The sequence below is a fragment of the Providencia alcalifaciens DSM 30120 genome (assembly GCF_000173415.1).
Taxonomy (GTDB): domain Bacteria; phylum Pseudomonadota; class Gammaproteobacteria; order Enterobacterales; family Enterobacteriaceae; genus Providencia; species Providencia alcalifaciens.
In genome coordinates, this window is sequence record NZ_ABXW01000007.1 from 1 (window position 1) to 21,416 (window position 21,416).

At 38.9% G+C, this 21,416-nt stretch carries 15 protein-coding genes and 2 tRNA genes; 10 read left to right on the forward strand and 7 right to left on the reverse strand.

The window, feature by feature from the left end; all coding sequences use genetic code 11:
• Positions 1-19: 19 nt before the first annotated feature.
• Both PROVALCAL_RS02350 and PROVALCAL_RS02355 read right to left on the reverse strand, forming a co-directional pair.
• Positions 20-95: transfer RNA gene (locus PROVALCAL_RS02350), tRNA-Asn, on the reverse strand.
• 136 nt (positions 96-231) lie between these two features.
• Positions 232-735: a YlaC family protein gene (locus PROVALCAL_RS02355; protein WP_006657475.1), complete on the reverse strand. Its 504-nt coding sequence runs from the start codon at positions 733-735 to the stop codon at positions 232-234.
• 481 nt (positions 736-1,216) lie between these two features.
• On the opposite strand from PROVALCAL_RS02355, the gene cspE reads away from it, so the two are divergent.
• The 3 genes from cspE to mgtA all read left to right on the forward strand — a co-directional run bounded on the left by cspE (position 1,217) and on the right by mgtA (position 5,461).
• A complete protein-coding gene (gene cspE, locus PROVALCAL_RS02360; RefSeq protein WP_004909801.1) occupies positions 1,217-1,429 on the forward strand; it encodes a transcription antiterminator/RNA stability regulator CspE in 213 nt (70 codons plus the stop codon).
• A gap of 485 nt (positions 1,430-1,914) precedes the next feature.
• Positions 1,915-2,613 carry an MgtC family protein gene (locus tag PROVALCAL_RS02365; protein ID WP_006662068.1) on the forward strand — a complete coding sequence of 233 codons (699 nt, stop codon included), beginning with the start codon at positions 1,915-1,917 and terminating at the stop codon, positions 2,611-2,613.
• 145 nt (positions 2,614-2,758) lie between these two features.
• Positions 2,759-5,461: a magnesium-translocating P-type ATPase gene (mgtA, locus tag PROVALCAL_RS02370; protein ID WP_006657477.1), complete on the forward strand. Its 2,703-nt coding sequence runs from the start codon at positions 2,759-2,761 to the stop codon at positions 5,459-5,461.
• A 60-nt stretch (positions 5,462-5,521) separates the two neighbouring features.
• Here mgtA and PROVALCAL_RS02375 read toward each other — a convergent pair whose 3' ends face one another.
• Positions 5,522-6,226: a type III secrection system effector, WxxxE family gene (locus PROVALCAL_RS02375; RefSeq protein WP_006657478.1), complete on the reverse strand. Its 705-nt coding sequence runs from the start codon at positions 6,224-6,226 to the stop codon at positions 5,522-5,524.
• Between the two features lie 126 nt (positions 6,227-6,352).
• Positions 6,353-6,664, reverse strand: a complete 312-nt coding sequence (locus PROVALCAL_RS02380; RefSeq protein ID WP_006657479.1) for a DUF5339 domain-containing protein — start codon at positions 6,662-6,664, stop codon at positions 6,353-6,355.
• Between the two features lie 1,010 nt (positions 6,665-7,674).
• On the opposite strand from PROVALCAL_RS02380, the gene fliZ reads away from it, so the two are divergent.
• Positions 7,675-8,187, forward strand: a complete 513-nt coding sequence (gene fliZ / locus PROVALCAL_RS02385) for a flagella biosynthesis regulatory protein FliZ (protein ID WP_006657480.1) — start codon at positions 7,675-7,677, stop codon at positions 8,185-8,187.
• A 364-nt stretch (positions 8,188-8,551) separates the two neighbouring features.
• On the opposite strand, the gene putA is transcribed toward fliZ, so the two are convergent.
• Complete coding sequence (putA, locus tag PROVALCAL_RS02390; protein WP_039861476.1) at positions 8,552-12,535, reverse strand: trifunctional transcriptional regulator/proline dehydrogenase/L-glutamate gamma-semialdehyde dehydrogenase; 3,984 nt, start codon at positions 12,533-12,535, stop codon at positions 8,552-8,554.
• A gap of 493 nt (positions 12,536-13,028) precedes the next feature.
• On the opposite strand from putA, the gene putP reads away from it, so the two are divergent.
• Entirely contained in the window at positions 13,029-14,513 is a 1,485-nt protein-coding gene (gene putP, locus PROVALCAL_RS02395; protein WP_006657483.1) for a sodium/proline symporter PutP, read from the forward strand.
• Between the two features lie 97 nt (positions 14,514-14,610).
• On the opposite strand, the gene cycA is transcribed toward putP, so the two are convergent.
• Entirely contained in the window at positions 14,611-16,011 is a 1,401-nt protein-coding gene (cycA, locus tag PROVALCAL_RS02400) for a D-serine/D-alanine/glycine transporter (RefSeq protein ID WP_006657484.1), read from the reverse strand.
• 255 nt (positions 16,012-16,266) lie between these two features.
• Between cycA and PROVALCAL_RS02405 the strand changes: the two genes are divergently transcribed.
• Positions 16,267-16,339: transfer RNA gene (locus tag PROVALCAL_RS02405), tRNA-Lys, on the forward strand.
• Positions 16,340-16,446: 107 nt separating this feature from the next.
• On the opposite strand, the gene PROVALCAL_RS02410 is transcribed toward PROVALCAL_RS02405, so the two are convergent.
• Entirely contained in the window at positions 16,447-16,878 is a 432-nt protein-coding gene (locus PROVALCAL_RS02410; protein WP_006657485.1) for a type II toxin-antitoxin system HicB family antitoxin, read from the reverse strand.
• Positions 16,879-18,505: 1,627 nt separating this feature from the next.
• Between PROVALCAL_RS02410 and flhD the strand changes: the two genes are divergently transcribed.
• The 4 genes from flhD (at position 18,506) to motB (ending at position 21,372) form a co-directional block, all read left to right on the forward strand.
• Positions 18,506-18,856 carry a flagellar transcriptional regulator FlhD gene (flhD, locus tag PROVALCAL_RS02415; protein ID WP_006657486.1) on the forward strand — a complete coding sequence of 117 codons (351 nt, stop codon included), beginning with the start codon at positions 18,506-18,508 and terminating at the stop codon, positions 18,854-18,856.
• On the forward strand, positions 18,853-19,443 hold the full coding sequence (flhC, locus tag PROVALCAL_RS02420; RefSeq protein ID WP_006657487.1) for a flagellar transcriptional regulator FlhC: 591 nt from the start codon (positions 18,853-18,855) through the stop codon (positions 19,441-19,443). The genes flhD and flhC overlap by 4 nt, the downstream gene beginning before the upstream one ends.
• A 96-nt stretch (positions 19,444-19,539) precedes the next feature.
• Positions 19,540-20,427, forward strand: coding sequence for a flagellar motor stator protein MotA (gene motA, locus PROVALCAL_RS02425; RefSeq protein WP_006662061.1), 888 nt, complete (start codon positions 19,540-19,542; stop codon positions 20,425-20,427).
• Between the two features lie 6 nt (positions 20,428-20,433).
• Positions 20,434-21,372, forward strand: coding sequence for a flagellar motor protein MotB (gene motB, locus PROVALCAL_RS02430; protein WP_006657489.1), 939 nt, complete (start codon positions 20,434-20,436; stop codon positions 21,370-21,372).
• Positions 21,373-21,416 lie beyond the last annotated feature (44 nt).

Genomic DNA, 21,416 nt, shown 5'->3' on the forward strand with positions numbered 1-21,416 from the left:
TGAGCGGGCTTCTTAAATTTGGCTCCTCCAGCTGGACTTGAACCAGCGACATACGGATTAACAGTCCGCCGTTCTACCGACTGAACTATGGAGGAATTGGGTTGTTCCTGAGAACGAGGCGAATATTAACGATATCACCTCGACCTGTCAACGATAAAAATAGAAAATAAATTCAATTGCTCATTCGCTGCTCATTACGAATAAAAACTACGCTATATTGTTGATAACGTTTTAATTTTGAGCGGCTAAAGTAACTTGTGTTGGCGCAGAAACTTCGGGATAGGCAATATGATAGATATCATAAAAGGAGATAGACCCCTTTAATGCTAACAAACGAGAAATTTCCTGTTTGTTAGCCGCGCTGACTTCTGGCGATTCTAGCATTTTATTTAACGCGTCTTCCGATACAGTTTCAGTGACAAACCATTCGCCGTTATAGCAAACGCGCAAATCTAACACGCCAATATCTTCAAAATGGTAAACCGGTTTGATATCAAATAGCAGAACACTTGCCAGTATAATAAATAAGAGGGTTATTCCCAGAGTCCAATAAGGTCCAAAGTAGGGGGCATACCATAAGATCACAGCAAGTGGTAAATAGGCTGCAATCATCCCAATACATAAATAAGGGTGGTTAGCGAGAAATTGGCTATTAAAGTAAGGTTTACCATCACGTTGCTCACGTTGGTTGATGGTATTTAAGTCGTCGATAAGTATTTGTTTGATAATATCCATGGTAAGTGACTCTCTGTCAGATATCTATACTAGGAGGGTATCATGGAGGGAACGAATTGTTATATATCAGTTAAAAAAAATATTTAACTGGATTGTCATTGTTTCAGGTTTATTTCGCCTTCTTTCAAGAAAAGGGGATGGTTGTGTCCTAAATAAATCTTTAAAATATCAATAAAATGCAGCTTTTTTGTTAACATAATCCTACTCAAAAGTGATGTACCCGAAAAAATGGCAATATTTTTGAGATTACATGTATAAAATAGTTGCTATTATCTCAAAGTCATGAGTTAATGAGCATCGGCCTGTTTAGCAGTCCTATTTGATGTACGAGTACTGAGTTAGTGTGTTCTAAAGAAAAAAGTTATCACAGATAGCCTTTGACCGTGACGCTTCATCTTAGTGTTTCCCTGATTAAATAGTTGACTCTGGCCCGTATATGCCAAAAGGCAAGTTTTTTTGATGTTATATAGGAAAAAGTCAAATGTCCGACAAAATGAAAGGTCAAGTTAAGTGGTTCAACGAGTCTAAAGGCTTCGGTTTCATCACTCCAGCTGATGGTAGCAAAGACGTTTTCGTCCACTTCTCTGCCATTCAGGGCAATGGTTTCAAAACTCTGGCAGAAGGCCAGCAAGTTGAATTCACCATTGAAAACGGTGCAAAAGGCCCAGCAGCTGCTAACGTAACTGCTATCTAAGCTAATTGCTTAACTGATTTTCTAAAGCCCGTCCTTTTTAAGGACGGGCTTTTTCGTATGTGCAGAATTTAATAAATTAATACGAAAAAATAATTAATATTTAAATCTTTACTTAATAATTTGCCACATCTATACTCAGGGCACATTAACCTATTGGAGATAAATTACTTGGACAGTCAGAGTTGTCATAAAAACTTAATTTAATTGGCAAGTAATTAATAATCTCTTCTATTAACTGCTTGCCACGATGGCGGGCGGTATCTGATGTATCTCATCACTCATACTCCCTGATTTAAATAATAAATTTCATTTTTAGATGGAATGATCACTGTTGCAGTGAGTGTGTATCATGACAGTTTATATTTATTCTCTATTCCCTCCGGGCAATAGCCATTAAATACTGAATATTTATTTATTCAGTATTTTGGCATGGGCTTTTTATTATGCTCATTAATTGTTATCCATTATTTGATGGAGGGATCATTATGTTTTTCACTCACGAGATATTAAATCTTTTATCCGCTATGTGCCTTGGTGCATTAATTGGAGCTGAGCGCCAATGGCGTCAAAGGATGGCGGGATTACGCACGAATGCATTAGTTGCCACGGGAGCGGCGGTATTTATTTTGAGTTCAGTAACCACTTCACCGGATAGCCCTGGTCGAATTGCTGCACAAATTGTGTCAGGAATTGGTTTTTTAGGCGCAGGGGTGATTATGCGTGAAGGCATGAATATTAGAGGACTGAATACAGCAGCAACATTGTGGTGCTCAGCAGGGATTGGCGTGTTATGCGGTTTGGGGCAATATTCACTAGCGATAATGGCTACTTTATTGATTTTATGTGCAAATATTTTATTGCGAGAGGCTGCAGCAAAAATTAATCGCCAGCCACAACAACAAGCATTAGATGTGGAACAGCGTTATAAAATTCGAGTGATGTGTCACCAAGGTGATGAAATTCTGGTTAGAACGTTGATTTTACAAGCCATAAATGGATTGCATATTCGTCTACAGTCACTGAGTAGTGCAGATACATTGAAATCAGAACAGCTGGAAGTGTGCGCAGAGTTCCTTGCTACCCCTGCGGAGCAAAAAGAGATTGAAGCATTGGTATGCCGCATTAGCCTTGAACAAAGTGTTAGTGCCATCAATTGGAAAGTGGCATCTGAGCTACCCGCTTGATTGCCGAAAATTAACTGATTAAAGGAGCCGAAATGGACGATCACCCTCCGTCTTGGAGATATAAACAGGAGCTATCTGGCTAAAATACAATATTTTCAGTCAGATAGCGTTTTGAAAGTACAGCTGTACTCATAGAGATAACGTTATGACTGAAATAAGGCATCCGCGCAAAGGCGCAAAAGCCCCCGCACGCCAAAAATTCATTGTTGGCGAACAAGCGAGCAAAAACATTGAGCAAGTTCTCAATGAATACCAAACTAACCTTTTAGGTCTCTCTGAAAATGAGGCTTTAGATCGCTTAGTCATTGAAGGCGAGAATGAAGTTGCTCATGAAAAAGCGCCCCCAGCTTGGAAGCAATTACTCACTTCTTTTAAAAACCCATTCATTTTTGTTTTGATGATTCTTGCGATTGTGAGCTTTTTTACGGATTACGTGATCCCAAAACGTCAAGGTGAAGAAACTGACTTAACTGGCGTTATCATTATTGTGACGATGGTTGTATTAAGTGGGCTGCTACGTTTTTGGCAAGAATATCGCACTAATAAAGCCGCTGAAGCTTTGAAATCGTTGGTACGAACAACCGCAACGGTATTTCGTCGTGATAATAGAACAGGGCGCTCTACCCGCAAGGAAGTGCCAATCAAGTGCTTAGTTCCTGGAGATATTGTTTTATTATCTGCGGGAGATATGGTTCCAGCTGATTTGAAATTAGTTGAATCTCGTGATCTATTTATTAGCCAAGCAATTCTGACTGGCGAATCTATTCCAGTCGAAAAATATGACACGCTGGCGAATGTTTCGGCGAAAAGTTTGGAACCCGCATCCCCTACAGAGAATGAGCTTCTTGAAATTTCAAATATCTGTTTGATGGGTACAAATGTAACTAGTGGCACTGCAAGGGGAATTGTGGTGGCGACAGGAAGCAAAACCTACTTAGGTTCACTGGCAAAATCGATAGTGGGTACTCGGGCGCAAACAGCTTTCGACCGTGGAGTGAATAGTGTTAGCTGGCTATTGATTCGCTTTATGTTGGTCATGGTGCCAATTGTTTTATTAATCAATGGGTTCACTAAGGGCGATTGGTTTGAGGCAACGCTATTTTCACTGGCTGTTGCGGTCGGTCTAACGCCTGAAATGTTGCCGATGATTGTCAGCTCAAACCTTGCAAAAGGCGCGATAGCCATGTCTAAACATAAGGTTATTGTTAAGCGTCTCAATGCGATTCAAAACTTTGGCGCGATGGATGTACTCTGTACTGACAAAACAGGAACATTGACACAAGATCGTATTATTTTAGAGCATTATCTCGACAGTAATGGGCAAAAAGATAGCCGAATTTTACAATTAGCTTGGTTGAACAGCTTCCATCAAAGTGGCGCTAAAAACATGATGGACCAAGCCATTATTCGGCGCGGTCGTGGCAATGATAAAGTTGAGCAGTTAAAAGCTTACCAAAAAATTGACGAGCTACCCTTTGACTTTATTCGCCGAAAACTCTCTGTGACGGTAAAAACTCCGAAGGGAGAAGCATTATTGATCTGTAAAGGGGCTGCTGAAGAAATGTTAGCAGTTTGCCAAAGTTATCAGCAAGATGGGCACTCAGTTTTATTAGATGATCACGCGAAAGCTAGGATTGCGGAGTTGGTCAGCGATTATAATAAACAGGGTTTTCGAGTATTGTTGTTGGCAACACGCTCATTAAATGATGCTGAAGCTTCATTACCGTTATCAGCCCAAGCTGAGCAGCAGCTTGAATTACAAGGCATTCTTACGTTTTTAGATCCCGCGAAAGAAAGTGCTATTTCTGCCATCGCAGCGTTAAGAGAAAACGGTGTCATGGTGAAAGTTCTCACGGGTGATAATGCGGTGATCACGGAAAAAATTTGCCATGATGTGGGGCTCAATATCGATGAAATCATGACTGGTCTTGAAGTCGAGGCAATGAATGATGATGATTTAAAAGCTAAAGTTGAGCAAGTTTCGGTATTCTGTAAGTTAACGCCTTTACAAAAATCTCGGATTTTAAAACTGTTGCAAGCCAATGGACATACCGTTGGTTTTCTCGGGGATGGGATTAATGATGCACCGGCTTTACGGGATGCGGATGTCGGGATCTCTGTGGATACAGGTACCGATATTGCGAAAGAGTCTGCGGATATTATTCTACTAGAAAAAGATTTAATGGTATTGGAGCAGGGGGTTATCAAAGGCAGGGAGACCTTTGGGAATATTATTAAATATTTAAATATGACCGCCAGCTCCAACTTTGGAAATGTCTTTTCCGTGCTAATTGCCAGTGCATTTATTCCCTTCTTACCCATGCTAGCCATTCATTTACTGGTTCAAAACTTGCTGTACGATATGTCCCAATTAGCATTACCTTGGGACAAAATGGACAAAGAATTTTTAAAACGACCGCGTAAATGGGATGCAAAAAATATTGGACGATTTATGATTTGGATTGGCCCAACATCCTCTATTTTTGATATCACAACATTTGCGTTGATGTGGTATGTGTTCCAAGCCAATAGCGTGGCACATGAAGCGCTATTTCAATCCGGTTGGTTTGTTGAAGGATTATTATCGCAAACCTTGGTGGTTCATATGTTACGAACACAAAAAATTCCATTTATTCAGAGTACGGCGGCATTACCTGTATTATTGACGACAGGGATTATTATGGCGCTTGGACTTTATATTCCATTCTCGTCCTTTGGTACTATGATTGGTCTACAGCCTTTACCAATGGAATATTTCCCTTGGTTAGTGTTGACATTAGTTAGTTACTGTTTTGTTGCTCAAGGAATGAAGCACATTTATATTAAACGCTTCGGGACTTGGTTGTAACGTAAAATGGGTCACTCCATACTGGAGTGACCTGCAAGAAGAAAATTACACTATCGTTTGCTAGCTTGCTGATAATTTATAATAGTTTTGCCAATAGATGTATTTTTCATGGTCTATTAGCTTGTTAAATAATTTTGAGGTCAGATATTTTGTGTTCTGCTTAATTTCATTTAGAGGCAAATCTGGAAATAGGCGCTGACATAGTTCATCGTTAATTGTTGAATTAATATAATTGGTAATATAATTAATGGTTTTTTGATCAGAGATATTATGGTGGCAAACTAATCGCTGGATTGCCATCGCTATTTCATTGTTATTATATAGTATGTGTTCAATTGATTTTTGTGCCGCGTTAGGCAGGAACGTATAACTACCGAATTGAAGTTTACGATGGACTTGATTATAAATTTTTTGTTTATTTTCCTTGCTAAGCTTCAAAGAAATATGGCGATGGCGATTAGCAAAATCTTCTCTTGTAGCATCGAAAGTTCGATTAAAAGTCGATGATAGCTGAATAATTTTTTCTTGTTTTTTCCAATGCTCAATAGCTTGAGTATCTTTCGGGGTTATTTCTTGTACAGATTTTAAAACATAAGCCATCAATACCCTTTCATTGAATGAAATACTATGATTATTGATTGTGAATGTAATATATTTATTTGAAACATTTAATAACTTCTGACTTAATTGGCTATATTCATTTTTAACTTCAATCTTTGATGTTATTTGAATAGGTTTATTAGCTTGAATAGCTGATTCAAACATAAAAATTTCCTTTTACTATGTTTATTAAATTAAATAATAGAAAAAAGAAAATGAGAATACTTTCAAAAAACAGTAGACAATAAAAAAGAGCCATTTAGGCTCTTTAAATAACAGGATAGGAAAGGCTTATTGCAGACCTAAAGCTGTTTTCATTTGTTTCATAGCATCAATGCCTTGCTGGCATGCTTGATCTTGTTGGTCTTTAGGTAAAGCGGCAACTTGCTTTTTACCTTCTTCTAACTGGCCTTTCATTGCATCTAATTGAGCTTTGGCTTGTGGGTTTTCAGAAGCTTTAGCAATTAAGCTATCAACTTCAGCAAAGTAAGCATTACAAGTTTCAGTTGCGCCTGCAACTTGACCCTTTTTCTCTTCTTCTGAACACGCAGTGATTGTCAGTGCCAATAAACCCAGTCCACAAGCTAAAATCATCTTTTTCATAATCAACCTTATTAAAATTATTTATATATAAAGCAAATTAAGTATATAAGAGGAACTTCTTTTATCAATGTAACAAATCCTAAAAAGGAAATTGATAATTAATTCATATGGTTAATTTTTAATATAAAAATTTATGCTTTATAAATGACTTTTGTAATGATAATTATCTAGTGAATTTCTTAAGCGAATATTGTGGTGTATGAAACATAAGGAAGAACCACGAGTAAAAATACGTAGTGATTCCTGAGATCACCTCATGATATGGATTAACAGCATAAAGACCTTATTGAGTAGTTGATTGTTTTGTAAAAAATGCGTTAAGTAAAAGTAACTAAAACTATTATCAAATACGGAAAAGTTAAACTCCTTATAACTTTTATTGTGATATTAATAACTTTTTTTCATATACAGTAAAAATAATTAAAATTGAGAATTAGCGTAAAAAATAATTTACACTTTACTGATAAAGCTGGACTATCGAATATTCATAGAATTAATTGCTGTACATTTAAAATGCGATTATAGAAGTGAAAGGTGAGCTGTATCACAAATTTATCAATAAAATGCTTTTCACTATATAATATTGATTTTTAAATTAAATTTTCTTTGAACCTAAAGGGGGTTATCAGGTAAAGTCTCTGCCTCCAAGGGTACTCTCCTTTCGATTTTTGGCTTTTAAGAGGCAAAATTTTGCTATTTTGGTTAACAACGACTAGGTTCATTTGGTTGACGCTAGGTCAAATTTGCGTGCAAAATTACTCTCATAAGAAATTCGCCAAAGTGTTTTAGACAGGTTAGAATGCGTCGGATAAAGGGAAATAAATTTTCTTACACTACATTCCCAGAAGGATCCACCTTACAAAGGGAAAGTAAGGAAATGAGATAAGGCATTACGCTTATCTCGATATGCAACATAGCAGACATTCATTAATGCTATGGGCATGGTATGTATGTAACCGGATTTATCTTGTTACTTTTTATTTTTAAATTACACACAGGGCTTTACCATTATGTCTGCTTCTATTGTAAAGAAACGGCCTTTAAGTCGTTATATTAAAGATTTTAAACACAGCCAAACTCATTGTGCGCACTGTAATAAAACGCTTGATCGCATCTCCCTCGTTTTCAATGATGGCATCTTAAATAAAGAAGCTATTGCTGACATGACCGATTTGGTTGATGAAGCGGCTTGGGGTGAACTTCAAGGGCAATTTACAGCACTTTGTCGTTTTTGTAGCGAGATTTTCTGTAATAGTAATACAGACTATTTCGATATTATGTCTTTTAAACAGTATTTGTTCCTACAGACAGAAATGAGTCATAGCACCGTTCGCGAGTACGTTGTTCGTCTACGCCGCTTAGATGAGCTACTATCATCCTCTAACTTTTCAATGAAGAATTTTACGGCAAGTAAAGTGCAAGAAGAGTTGAGCGATAAAATGACTGATTCAGCGTTTAGTAATTACAATATTGCGCTACGTAAGTATGAGCAATATTTAAGCTGGCAGTCAGAAAAAAACTAAAAATATTTTAAGTTAATAAAAATAGTTGGTCATACAATTGTTTTTAAAACTAAAATAAGCCAATAGGTGTCCAATAGGGCACCTTTTTTATTTTTAAATAATTAAGAATAAAAAAGCCATTAACTAAACAGTTTTAGAATTAAATTTATCCAACTGTTATGATTAAATATAATAATGAAATATAAAAATTAATAGGAGCTATTTAATTAAATTTATAGATAAATAGATAAGTTTATAAATAAAATTATAGTGAATATTAGGAAGGGATGACGACAAAAGAGCATATATGAATAGATTTAAGTGTGAAAGCCTGAGTTTACCTGCACCGTTTGTACGTTTGCTGGAAACTCAGGCTTTTTGCATATTATCCGATAGTCATTAAGCTCGCATTTCCACCTGCTGCGGCGGTATTCACACTTAAAGAACGCTCATGAACCAAACGTTCAATTAATAAGTTCGTTTCGCCACGCTCAAAGCCTTGAACTGAGATAATAGGTCCTTTACGTTTAGCAATAACTTCGCAAACATGTTTCAATTGTTCGCTGTCTCCGTGGTAAATCACACCTTCAATTGGCTCAACGGCATTTTGCCAATCTTTAGTGAACGAAATTGTTTTGCGAACTTTTTCTGGCAGTGATTTAAAGATCTTCTGATGTAAATCGCTATTTGCCCACAATGTTTGGCAGCCACTGGCAAGTACTGCAGATAATTGGATTAAGCAATCTTGTTCATTATCGCTAAGGCATAAAATAGTGCCGCGTGGACGTAGGGTGTATGTATTTTTCTCACCTGTTGGTCCGGGTAATAAACGCGATGTTCCCGCTTGTGTTAAGCGAGCAAATTGCTCGATAACATTTTGTTCAATACCTGTTTGTTGTTTTTGAGCCCAAGCGGAGAATGCTTCAAATGGTGCTAATAACTCAGCACGCGCACTCGCATCCATAGGCAGGTAGTTGTCTTGTTGTTCCAACGTTTGACATACTGCATTTTCAGGGCGTTCACTTAATAAACGGTATAGATAAAGTGGACCGCCTGCTTTTGGACCTGTACCAGAAAGACCTTCACCACCAAACGGTTGAACTCCAACAACGGCACCTACCATATTACGGTTAACGTATAGGTTACCCACTTTCGCTTTTGCAACAACTTGATTGATTGTTTCATCAATACGGGTATGAACCCCAAGTGTTAATCCATAGCCCGCCGCATTGATCTGATCAACTAAATGGTCTAACTCATCACGTTTGAAGCGAACAACATGCAGAACTGGCCCGAAAATTTCTTTTTTCAGTTCGCCAATGTTATCGAGTTCAATCAGCGTTGGTTTAACGTAAGTTCCTTCAGCTTGTTCTTGTTGATCTTGACTATTGGTAAATACTGCTTGGAAGACCGTTTTGCCTTTGCTGCGCATTTGCTGAATATGCTGTTCAATATTCTCTTTGGCTTCACTGTCGATAACCGGACCAATATCGGTTGAGATATGCTCTGGATTGCCCATACGACACTCTTCCATTGCGCCTTTTAACATACGAATTGTTCGGTCAGCGACATCTTCTTGAACACAAAGGATACGTAAAGCGGAGCAGCGCTGACCCGCGCTATCAAAAGCTGAGGCCACGACATCGGTCACCACTTGTTCAGTGAGCGCTGAAGAGTCAACAATCATTGCGTTCAAGCCGCCGGTTTCAGCGATTAATGGCGTTGGGCGACCTTGAACATCTAAGCGACCTGCAATATTACGCTGTAGTAAACCCGCCACTTCCGTGGAACCCGTGAACATCACGCCACGAACGCGTTGATCACCCACTAATTTCGCGCCAATAGTTTCCCCTTTGCCCGGTAAAAATTGTAAAACATCACGAGGAATACCCGCTTGGTGCATGATGGAGACTGCAATGGCGCCGATTAATGGTGTTTGTTCCGCAGGTTTTGCTAGCACAGTGTTACCCGCCGCTAACGCCGCCGCAATTTGTCCAGAGAAGATAGCGAGCGGGAAGTTCCACGGGCTGATACACACCACAGGACCGAGAGGTCGATGTGTATTGTTATCAAAGTCTTCACGGACTTGTGTTGCATAATAATTTAGAAAATCAACAGCTTCTCGTACTTCAGCAATGGCGTTTGTGTAGGTTTTTCCTGCTTCACGCACGAGTACATCCAATAATGGCTGTAACTGTTGTTCCATGATATCGGCAGCTCGTAAGAGGATAGCTGCACGTTCAGAGGGTGGCGTTGCAAACCAAATTGCCCCAGCATCTGTTGCAATATTAAGCGCATGCTCTGCTTCTTGTTCATTCGCTTCACGAACTTTACCCACGATATCTCGATGGCAAGCTGGGTTGATAATTGCAACCGCTTCAGGCAGTGCTTGTTGGGCAATAAATTCACCCCCAAGCAGAGGCTCTGCCACTTTTTCTTGCGTAGCCGCATTTAATAGTGCGCTAGACAGTGAGGCTAAGCGGTGTTCGTTAGACAAATCTAAACCCATTGAATTGACGCGGCGAGTGCCGTAGAGATCACGAGGTAATGGGATTTTAGGGTGAGGTAAACCAATTTGTCCTTCCGCTTTAGACAGTTCACGAACATCTTTCACTGGATCAGCGACTAGCTCATCTAATGGGATAGTTGCATCTGCAATTCGGTTTACAAAGGAGGTATTTGCGCCATTTTCTAATAAACGACGTACTAAATAAGCCAGTAAGGTTTCGTGCGTTCCAACGGGAGCATAAATACGGCAAGGGCGGTTGAGTTTTCCGTCTGCCACTTTACCAACAACTTGTTCATATAATGGCTCGCCCATGCCATGTAGGCATTGGAACTCATATTGACCAGGGTAGTAGTTTTTACCGGCAATTTGGTAAATCGCTGATAAGGTATGTGCGTTATGCGTCGCAAACTGAGGGTAAATTAAATTTGGTACAGAAAGTAATTTACGCGCGCAAGCTAAGTACGAAACGTCGGTATATACCTTACGCGTATAAACAGGATAACCCTCTAAGCCATCAATTTGTGCACGCTTAATTTCGCTATCCCAATAAGCACCTTTAACCAGACGGATCATTAATCGGCGTTGGCTACGTTCAGCAAGATTAATAATAGAATCAATGACAAATGGACAACGTTTTTGGTAAGCCTGAATGACGAAACCAATTCCGTTCCAACCGGCTAATTGTGGCTCAAAACACAGTTTTTCGAGTAAATCTAGCGAGATCTCTAAGCGGTCAGCTTCTTCTGCATCAATGTTGATCCCAATATCGTATTGGTGAGCTTGCATCACTAAAGATAGCAGACGTGGATAGAGTTCTTCCATCACACGGGCATATTGGGCGCGGCTATAGCGTGGATGCAGGGCGGATAATTTAATGGAAATTCCTGGACCTTCATAGATCCCGCGCCCGTTAGATGCTTTACCAATCGCGTGAATAGCTTGTTGGTAAGAGACCATATAGTCTTGAGCATCTTTTTCAGTTAACGCAGCTTCGCCTAGCATGTCATAGGAATAGCGGAAACCTTTATCTTCCAATTTACGTGCGTTGGCAAGGGCTTGAGCGATAGTTTCACCCGTCACAAATTGCTCGCCCATTAAACGCATCGCCATATCGACGCCTTTTCGTACGAGTGGTTCGCCGCTTTTGCTTATGATGCGATTTAACGATGAAGACAATTTTGCTTCATTGTGGGTAGAAACTAATTTTCCTGTAAATAATAGTCCCCATGTTGCCGCATTGACAAACATGGAACTGCTTTGCCCAACATGAGATTGCCAGTTACCCGTGCTAATTTTGTCACGAATCAAGGCATCTCGAGTCGCTTTATCGGGGATACGTAATAATGCTTCGGCTAGGCACATTAATGCCACACCTTCTTGAGAAGACAGCGAAAACTCTTGGAGCAAGCCTTGAACTATACCGGAACGACCTACGCCATTTTTTTGATTACGTAATTTTTCTGCGATGGAATAAGCTAATTTATGCGCTGCATCAGCTTGTTCAGGTGGCAGTTCTGCTTGTTGTAACAGCATAGGAACGGCTTGAGTTTCAGGGATACGGTAAGCGGAGGTGATCGCGGAGCGTTTCACTGACTGAGGCAAAATGTGTTCAGCAAATTCAAGGAAGGGTTGATAAAGGGTTTCAACTGATGAAGTATCATCACTTAAATTCTGATCTTTTGTATCCAAAACCGTTGATAATTCAGGTATAATTTGGTTGTTATCGAGTTGCTCTAAATAATTATATATAGCTTGCTTAATAAGCCAATGCGATGTGCGATCAAGACGTTGAGCGGCTGCTTTAATGCGGTCACGAGTTTCTTCATCAAGTCTCACACCCATAGTTGTTGTGCTACTCATCTTAATTCCTTCCTTTTCACAGGTGTTAAATACCAAAAGTTATACACCATTATGATGATGTTGCAACTTTGTGCAACATTGTTAATGTGGCATGTGAAGAAAATGTGAAACAACTCTTATTTTTATCAGTAATTAATGATGTTAATTCATTGGTTTTAATTAATTTTGTTTTATATCAATTGATTAGAGATAATTGGCTGATGATGGTAAGTTAATCACTTAATTAAGAATTTGACTTAAAAGTTTAACATTTGTGATGTGTCTTTTATTTATTGAACAAAAAATAGTTAATTTCTTGTTAAATGCATCTGAGTCTGTCTAGCATGATGTGGCAAAGTTATAGAGTTATTGCAACACAAACAATCACAACATAGATAAGGTGTGCATCAAAAAATGCCGAATTGTGCAATTAAGTGCAACATCTTGAGATTAAAAGTTATCAAAGAAAATTATAAAGATAACGTTAAAATAGACGCATTATGGAGACGACAGGATGACTGTAAGCACTCCGATGATCATTATGTTCATCGTATATATCACGGGTATGTTATTGATTGGCTACTTAGCCTATCGTTCAACGAAAAATTTTGATGATTACATTCTAGGAGGACGAAGTTTAGGTAGTGTGGTTACCGCATTATCAGCAGGGGCTTCGGATATGAGTGGCTGGTTATTGATGGGCTTACCCGGCGCCATTTTCCTCGCAGGAATTTCTGAAAGTTGGATTGCTATTGGTTTATGTCTAGGCGCATACCTGAACTGGCTATTTGTGGCGGGTCGCTTACGTGTACAAACCGAGAAAAACAATAATGCGTTAACGCTTCCTGACTATTTTACGAGTCGTTTTGAGGATAATAGTAAGATTTTACGTATTATTTCTGCGGTGGTGATCTTAGTTTTCTTTACGATTTATTGTGCATCTGGCGTTGTTGCGGGTGGGTTGTTATTTGAAAGTACGTTTAACATCAGCTACGACAAAGCCCTTTGGTTAGGAGCGTTAGCGACCATTGCTTATACCTTCTTAGGGGGCTTCTTAGCTGTTAGCTGGACAGATACCGTACAAGCATCATTGATGATTTTTGCCCTAATTTTAACGCCAATTGTGGTTATTTTATCTCTGGGTGGGTTAGATACATCGATTGAAGTTATTAAAGCTAAAAACCCTGAGTACCTTGATATGTTTAAGGGAATGAACTTTGTTGCCATTCTATCATTGTTGGGTTGGGGACTGGGTTACTTTGGACAACCTCATATCCTCGCACGTTTTATGGCGGCAGATTCTCACCGTACTATTCGCTCCGCGCGCCGTATTAGTATGACGTGGATGACATTATGTTTAGGTGGAACGATTGCGGTTGGTTTCTTTGGGATTGCATATTTTGAAAATAATCCTGCATTAGCTGGCTCTGTGATGAAAAATAACGAACGTATTTTCATGGAATTGGCTGGGCTTCTATTTAATCCGTGGGTTGCTGGTATCTTGTTATCCGCAATTTTAGCCGCGGTAATGAGTACGTTAAGTTGCCAGTTATTAGTGTGTGCGAGTGCATTAACAGAAGATTTATACAAACCATTCTTCCGTAAGTCAGCAAGCCAAAAAGAATTAGTGTGGGTAGGGCGTGGGATGGTGTTGTTAGTCGCTGCGATTGCTATCTATATTGCGCAAGATCCTAATAACAAAGTACTAGGATTAGTGAGTAATGCATGGGCAGGCTTTGGTGCTGCATTTGGTCCAGTCGTTTTACTCTCTGTTATGTGGAAACGCATGACTCGCACGGGAGCTCTGGCGGGGATGATTATTGGTGCGGTAACAGTATTAGTCTGGATGAAGTTTAAGTGGTTAGGTTTATACGAAATCATCCCTGGCTTTATCTTTGCTTCTATTGCCATTATCGTTGTGAGTTTAGTTACAAAAGCCCCAAGTGCAGCTGCCCAAGCACGTTTTGATGAGGCGGAGGCCGAATATAATCAGAAGTAATTGATGATTGAATCGTTTATTTTTTGATTAATATTTTATTGATAATAAAAAGGCTGGAAGGGAAACCTTCCAGCCTTTTATTTTACCGTGTGGATAATCAGCGTGGTTTACGGCGTTTTACCACTTGATAACCGATAAATAGAATGACAAACCATAACGGTGTCGCAATCAATGCTTGTCGGGTGTCATGCTGGAATGCCAGTAAGACCACCATAAATGCAAAAAAGGCTAAACTGACCCATGACATGAAAATACCTAGAGGCATTTTATAGCGAGATGCGGCATGTTTTTCTGGGCGATGTTTACGGAAATTCAAATAGCTTAATAAGATCATACTCCAGATAAACATAAACAGAATGGCGGATACGGTTGTCACCAACGTAAATGCATGCATGATATCTGGGATGAAGTAGATCAACACGATCCCAAAGCTTAGGCAGATACAGGTAAAAATTAAGCCTGTAGCAGGGACCGCTTTTTTCGATAATTGGCTAAATTGTTTTGGTGCATCACCTTCTTTTGATAACCCAAACAGCATGCGGCTGGTAGAGAAAACGCCACTATTCGCAGATGACGCCGCAGAGGTCAGCACAACAAAGTTCACGATACTTGCTGCGGCAGGTAGACTTATCAGTACAAACATTTCCACGAAAGGGCTTTTGTCTGCCAAAATGGTACGCCAAGGCGTAACTGCCATAATGACAATCAGGGATAGTACATAGAATGCTATGATGCGAATTGGAATAGCGTTAATCGCTTTTGGCAGTGATTTCTCTGGATCACGGGTTTCTGCTGCGGCTGTTCCTACTAATTCAATACCCACAAAGGCAAAAATTGCGATTTGGAATCCTGCAAAAAAGCCACTAAGTCCCATTGGGAACATGCCACCATCATTCCAAATGTTGCTTAAGGACGCAGTATGTCCCGTTGGTGATTGGAAATTCATGGCAATTAGCGTACCGCCTACAGCGATCAATGTCACAATTGCGATAATTTTTATCATTGCAAACCAGAACTCCAGCTCACCAAACAGTCGAACGGAGACCAAGTTAAGTGTGAGTAGGGTAGCAACGCAAATAAATGAAGTGACCCATTCAGGGAAATTAGGCACCCAGAAACTGACATACGAGGTGATGGCGATAATATCGGCTATTCCCGTAATCACCCAGCAAAACCAGTAGGTCCAGCCGACAAAAAAGCCCGCCCAAGGTCCGATTAAATCAGCAGAAAAATCACTGAACGATTTATAATCAAGGTTAGAAAGAAGTAATTCTCCCATCGCTCGCATAACGAAAAACAGCACAAAGCCGATGATCATATACACGAAGATAATGGAGGGACCCGCAAGAGAGATTGTTTTCCCTGATCCCATAAATAGTCCCGTTCCAATTGCACCACCAATAGCAATTAATTGGATGTGACGGTTGCTGAGACTGCGTTTTAGTTGGTTTCGGTCAGATGATGGCCGAGAGGCGGTTGTTGTTGCATTTTCTTCCATACAATTATTTGTCCGATAGTCATTGTGATGTTAACCCACACTATTTTTTTTAGTTTGTGGCGGTGTTTGCTCGAAATATTGTGACATAAATCTCAATTGGAGTAAGAAAAAATTTACAAAGGATAGGGAGAGTGATGGTTTTACCAACGATTTACCTCTCTATTTTAACATTAGTAACTAAAAATTAACCTAAGCAATAAAAGTAGCAGAATAATATTGACTGTGCCAAATATGAGGCGCTAAATAATATGCATCGGGTTGTTAGCTCAGTTGGCAGAGTAGGCGACTCTTAATCGCTCGGTCTGGGGTTCGAACCCCCAACAACCCATTTGAATAGCGCTGTAATATCAGCGGAAAAGCCACTTTATCGATAAGATATATTAAGTGGCTTTTTGTTTTTGTGGGGTACCGCGGGTTACTGATTTCTTTATATGGCTAGCATAATTTGTTGACAGTCACTTTCACGTCATAGCCCACCACATATAATGCTTGCTCTAATGTCTCAATTTTTGAAGCATATTGGAGGTCGAGTAATCGCTCAATCTGTTGTGCATTTATATTAAGTGTTCGCGCCATTTTGCTGCGCGGAGTTTGTGTTTCAATCAATGCATTATGTAATGCTATTTTTAAGCAACTTAATATAGGCAAATGAACAATGAATGCATCTGGTGCCGAATTTTGGGGAAGCGGTATCGGATTTCTTAATGTGATCAGTTCTGAAAATGCGTTAAGTAATGTTTCTTGGGCTTCTAATTCGACATCTTCTGCACAATAAGTGACCCCTTGAATATCTGGGAAGTCACAAAAGTTAATTTCGTATACACCTTCATCTTCTACAAATTCAACTGTTGCTAAGTAACTAAACATATTTAACCTCAAAAATAAGTCTCTTTATAAAATAAAGAGTACAAAACCTCACAAGATAGGTAATAAGATGACTGTTAATAAAATGAAAAATGAACGGTGATAATACATGAATTGAACGTTTTTTCTTCAAGGCTTACGTTTTGATGAAAAACTAGACTCGTTTCATAATGAAACGCCATGTAATGCCTGTTTCTCTTTGTGATTCAACTCGCAGTTTTAACAATATTTTATCCAGCCAAACTTCAGTATCAATATGCCAAATTTCTCCTTTTAGTCACCATATAATTTTTTAAATAAAACATTTGAGAATGCATCTGAATCTAAATTCGAATAAGCAGTTATACGTAATTTTGTCATTGTGGTTAAGTGATTTGTTAAAATAAAAGTATATAGTAACATAATGTTATAATCATTTATTGTTACTAACTGATGAATAAACGGCGATATGTCCATTGGAGTAATAAGTTAAATTACTTATTCACATAAGTCATATTTATACTGTCATGATTTTGGATTTACACCTTAAAGTGGTTAATTTAGATGAGCATAATATTGCTAATAAATTCGCTAGCATAATGGCAATTAGTTTTTCTATTTTTTCCTTTAATCAATAACTCAGTACGCTAACTAATGCTGTAGACTGATTTTTTTATGCAAAAAATAATAGCAAAAAAGGTTAATCAAATGTTTGAAAAGTTAATTTAATTAAAATCATTTTGTCATACAAAAATAACATTTTTGCATATTAATATGCCAATAGACGGTGAAAATCTAGGTCTTTTTTATCAGAAATTTTTAATAGTATTAGCTGTATATAAAATGAACTTAATTAGTTTTTTTAATGTTATTGCCATTGGCTAATATTAATACAGTTAAGTTTAATTAATATAAAATTGTTTTGGAATAATAATATGTATGACAAATTTAGCTTTAATCAAACCAAGAACCAATTGAATTAATTTGATTAAAGTTGGCAATTTAGATTAAAGGCATTGAAAAATAATGCTTAATTTTTATTCCTAAGTTACCGATATTACTAATCCATTTAAAGAAATGGCTTTTTTACAGGAGTGATGAATATTGATTTAGATCAATATGTAGATTCTTTGGTTATGCTTGGTGTTTATTGCTTATAAATCCCCTCATATGTGTGAGATTTTTGCTTAAAATACTAGTATTTCGCTTATGGTGAATCTAAATGTTGCGAATATTTGAGATAAGTAGGATTAAGATATAGTTGTAATAAAGAATTGCTAATATATAGATGGATAATTATCCCGATAGACCAAAAAGAAACATAAGTGTCTTGAATAGTTAATTTAGTGGTGCATAATAATTAACGGCTAATAATGAAATCGGTATATTCTGAGATTTACTGAAAATGCTAAATTTTTAGCCACTCGTTATTGTTGTAGGTAATCAGGAAATATATTTAATTTAAGTTTGAACCTATGTGTTTATATACTCCAAACTGGGTATTTCAACGGATCTCATGGGATAGTAACGGATTACGCTATCCAGCTTTAATTATTTTCATATTTAAAATTTTGGCTAACACATTTGGCTCAAATTGATATTTGTTCTTTGTGCATACAGATGTTAATAATTATTCGAAAGGTATAAAAAAATGAGCTCTACCACTGATTTTCTGAAGCATATATACGATATTAATCTTTCATATTTGCTTTTAGCTCAAAAGCTTATCTCCCAGGAAAAAGCCACTGCCATGTTTAGACTCGGGATTTCAGATTCAATGGCAAACACTTTAGCAGAACTTTCATTACCTCAATTGGTTAAATTAGCGGAAACAAATCAGCTAATCTGCCAGTTTAGATTTGAAAATAGTGACACCATTGAAAAACTTACCCGAGAATCTCGAGTCGATGAATTGCAACAAATTCATACGGGTATCCTTCTATCGACTCGATTATTGCAAACGCATAATGAGTCCGATTCAGATATAGCGAGAAAAAGATGAGTAGCGTAGCTGAAAAAAGTATTGTCAAGGAAGCTAATGATATTCGTTTGGCAATGGAATTAATTTCTCTTGGGGCTCGTCTCCAAATGTTAGAAAGCGAAACTCAAATTAGTCGTGGACGTCTAGTGCGTTTATACAAAGAGCTCAGAGGCTGCCCACCACCAAAAGGGATGCTCCCTTTCTCAACAGATTGGTTCATGACATGGGAACAAAATATTCATTCTTCCATGTTTTATAACGCCTACCAATTTTTACTAAAAACAGGTCAATGTGAAGGGGTTGATGCCATCCTGAAAGCATATCGACTTTATCTCGAACAATGTTCACCAAATGAGGGTGATGAGCCGATTTTGGCATTAACTCGCGCTTGGACTCTAGTGCGTTTTGTGGAAAGTGGCATGTTGCAATGTTCCGATTGCAATTGTTGTAGTGGTTCATTTATCACCTATGCACACATTCCTGAAAATAGTTTTACGTGTAGCTTGTGCCAGCCACCATCACGAGCGATAAAAAAACGTAAACTTTCCGAGCATCTCGCCGATATTACGGAATATCGACAAGATGGCATTACCAAAGCGGTAATGTAATTGGATTAATTTGGTTAACAGGCAAGTAGATTGCCTGTCCTTCCTCATATTCCCTTTGACTGCCATCTGTTAACTAACGGAGTGAAAGGGAATACTGTGTTAATACTCATCGGATATATCATTGTTACAGCTGCTGTTATCGGTGGCTATGTCATGGTCGGTGGTCATCTTGGCGCGCTGTACCAACCAGCTGAATTTGTTATTATTTTAGGTGCTGGTCTAGGCGCGTTTGTTGTAGGTAACAGTGGTAAAGCCATCGTTGCATTATGCAAAGTATTACCAGGACTCTTCCGTCGTTCTTCTTACAACAAAGCCATGTCGATGGACTTGATGGCTTTGTTATTTCAACTTCTAAATAAATCTCGCCAACAAGGTCTTCTTGCGCTCGAAAAAGATATCGAGAACCCACAAGAGAGCGAAATCTTTGCTCTGTATCCGCGCATTCTCAAAGATAAAACAGCCATGATGTTTATTGTGGATTATTTGCGCTTGATGGTGACAAGTAATCTACAAGCTCATGAAATTGAAGCGCTAATGGATGAGGAGCTCGAAACATTCCGCCAAGAAAATGAAGTACCGGCGTCAGGACTGAACATGGTGGGAGAATCTATGCCTGCGTTTGGGATTGTGGCGGCAGTATTGGGGGTGGTCAATGCACTCGCAGCCGCAGACCGTCCTGCTGGTGAATTAGGTGCTCTGATTGCTCATGCAATGGTGGGGACTTTCCTTGGTATTTTAGTGGCTTACGGGTTTATTTTGCCGCTGGCGAGTTTAATCCGTCAGCGCAGTAGCGAGCAATTAAAAATGATGGAATGCATCAAAGTCACTTTCCTCTCTTCGTTACAAGGTTATGCCCCACAAATTGCAGTTGAATTTGGACGCAAAGTTTTATTTAGCGTAGATAGACCGTCATTCATGGAGCTGGAAGACAAAGTCCGTGAAGTGAAAATCGGTAATCGTGCAACAGAAACTACCGAGGAGTAATGACTCATGGCAGCCAACGGACCTCAAATTATACGCGTCAAGAAAAAAGGCGGTCATCAGCAACATGCTCACGGTGGAGCATGGAAAATTGCTTATGCTGACTTTATGACGGCGATGATGGCGTTCTTTCTGGTTATGTGGCTGATCTCCATTTCCAGTCCTCAAGAGTTAACAAAAATTGCAGAATATTTTCGTACTCCACTGAGTACAGCAATCAACCCTGGCGCTAAAAGCGGTGATGCCACTAACCCCATTCCGGGTGGTGGAAAAGATCCGATTTTCCGTGATGGTGATGTGATGCCAGAACCCAATAACATCATCTCTGGTGATGCAAACTATCGCTTTGAAAAATTAAAAGAAAATCTCGAACAAGCGATCTTACAAGACCCGCGCTTAAATGAATTAAAACCGCATTTATTGATTGACATGATCAACGATGGTTTACGCATTCAAATTGTTGATAGCGCTAATAGACCAATGTTCAAAGTGGGTTCAGCAACGGTTGAGCCTTATATGCGAGATATTTTGCGCGCAATTGCTCCACTGCTTAATGATGTACCAAACCGTATCAGTATTTCAGGACACACGGATGATCTACCGTATGCAAGTGAAGCGTATTACAGCAACTGGGAACTTTCATCGGATAGAGCAAATGCTTCTCGTCGTGAGTTGATCATGGGGGGAATGGATGAGCGAAAAGTTCTGCGTGTCGTGGGGATGGCGTCATCTATCCATTTAGATAAAGAGAATGGCTTAGCACCCGTCAACCGGCGGATCAGTATCATCGTGTTGAATGAAGATGAAACAAATCAAATTTTGCATGAATACGATGGTGCGACACCGATTAATGACGTGCTGAAAAAAGCCCCACAAGATGTGCCAATACCGGCAAATAGTGATGTCGTCACTGTGAAGGTGGCGATATCACCTGATAAGCAGCAATGACATAAACCCATAATAACCCGAATCTCACTACTGCCGGATTTATC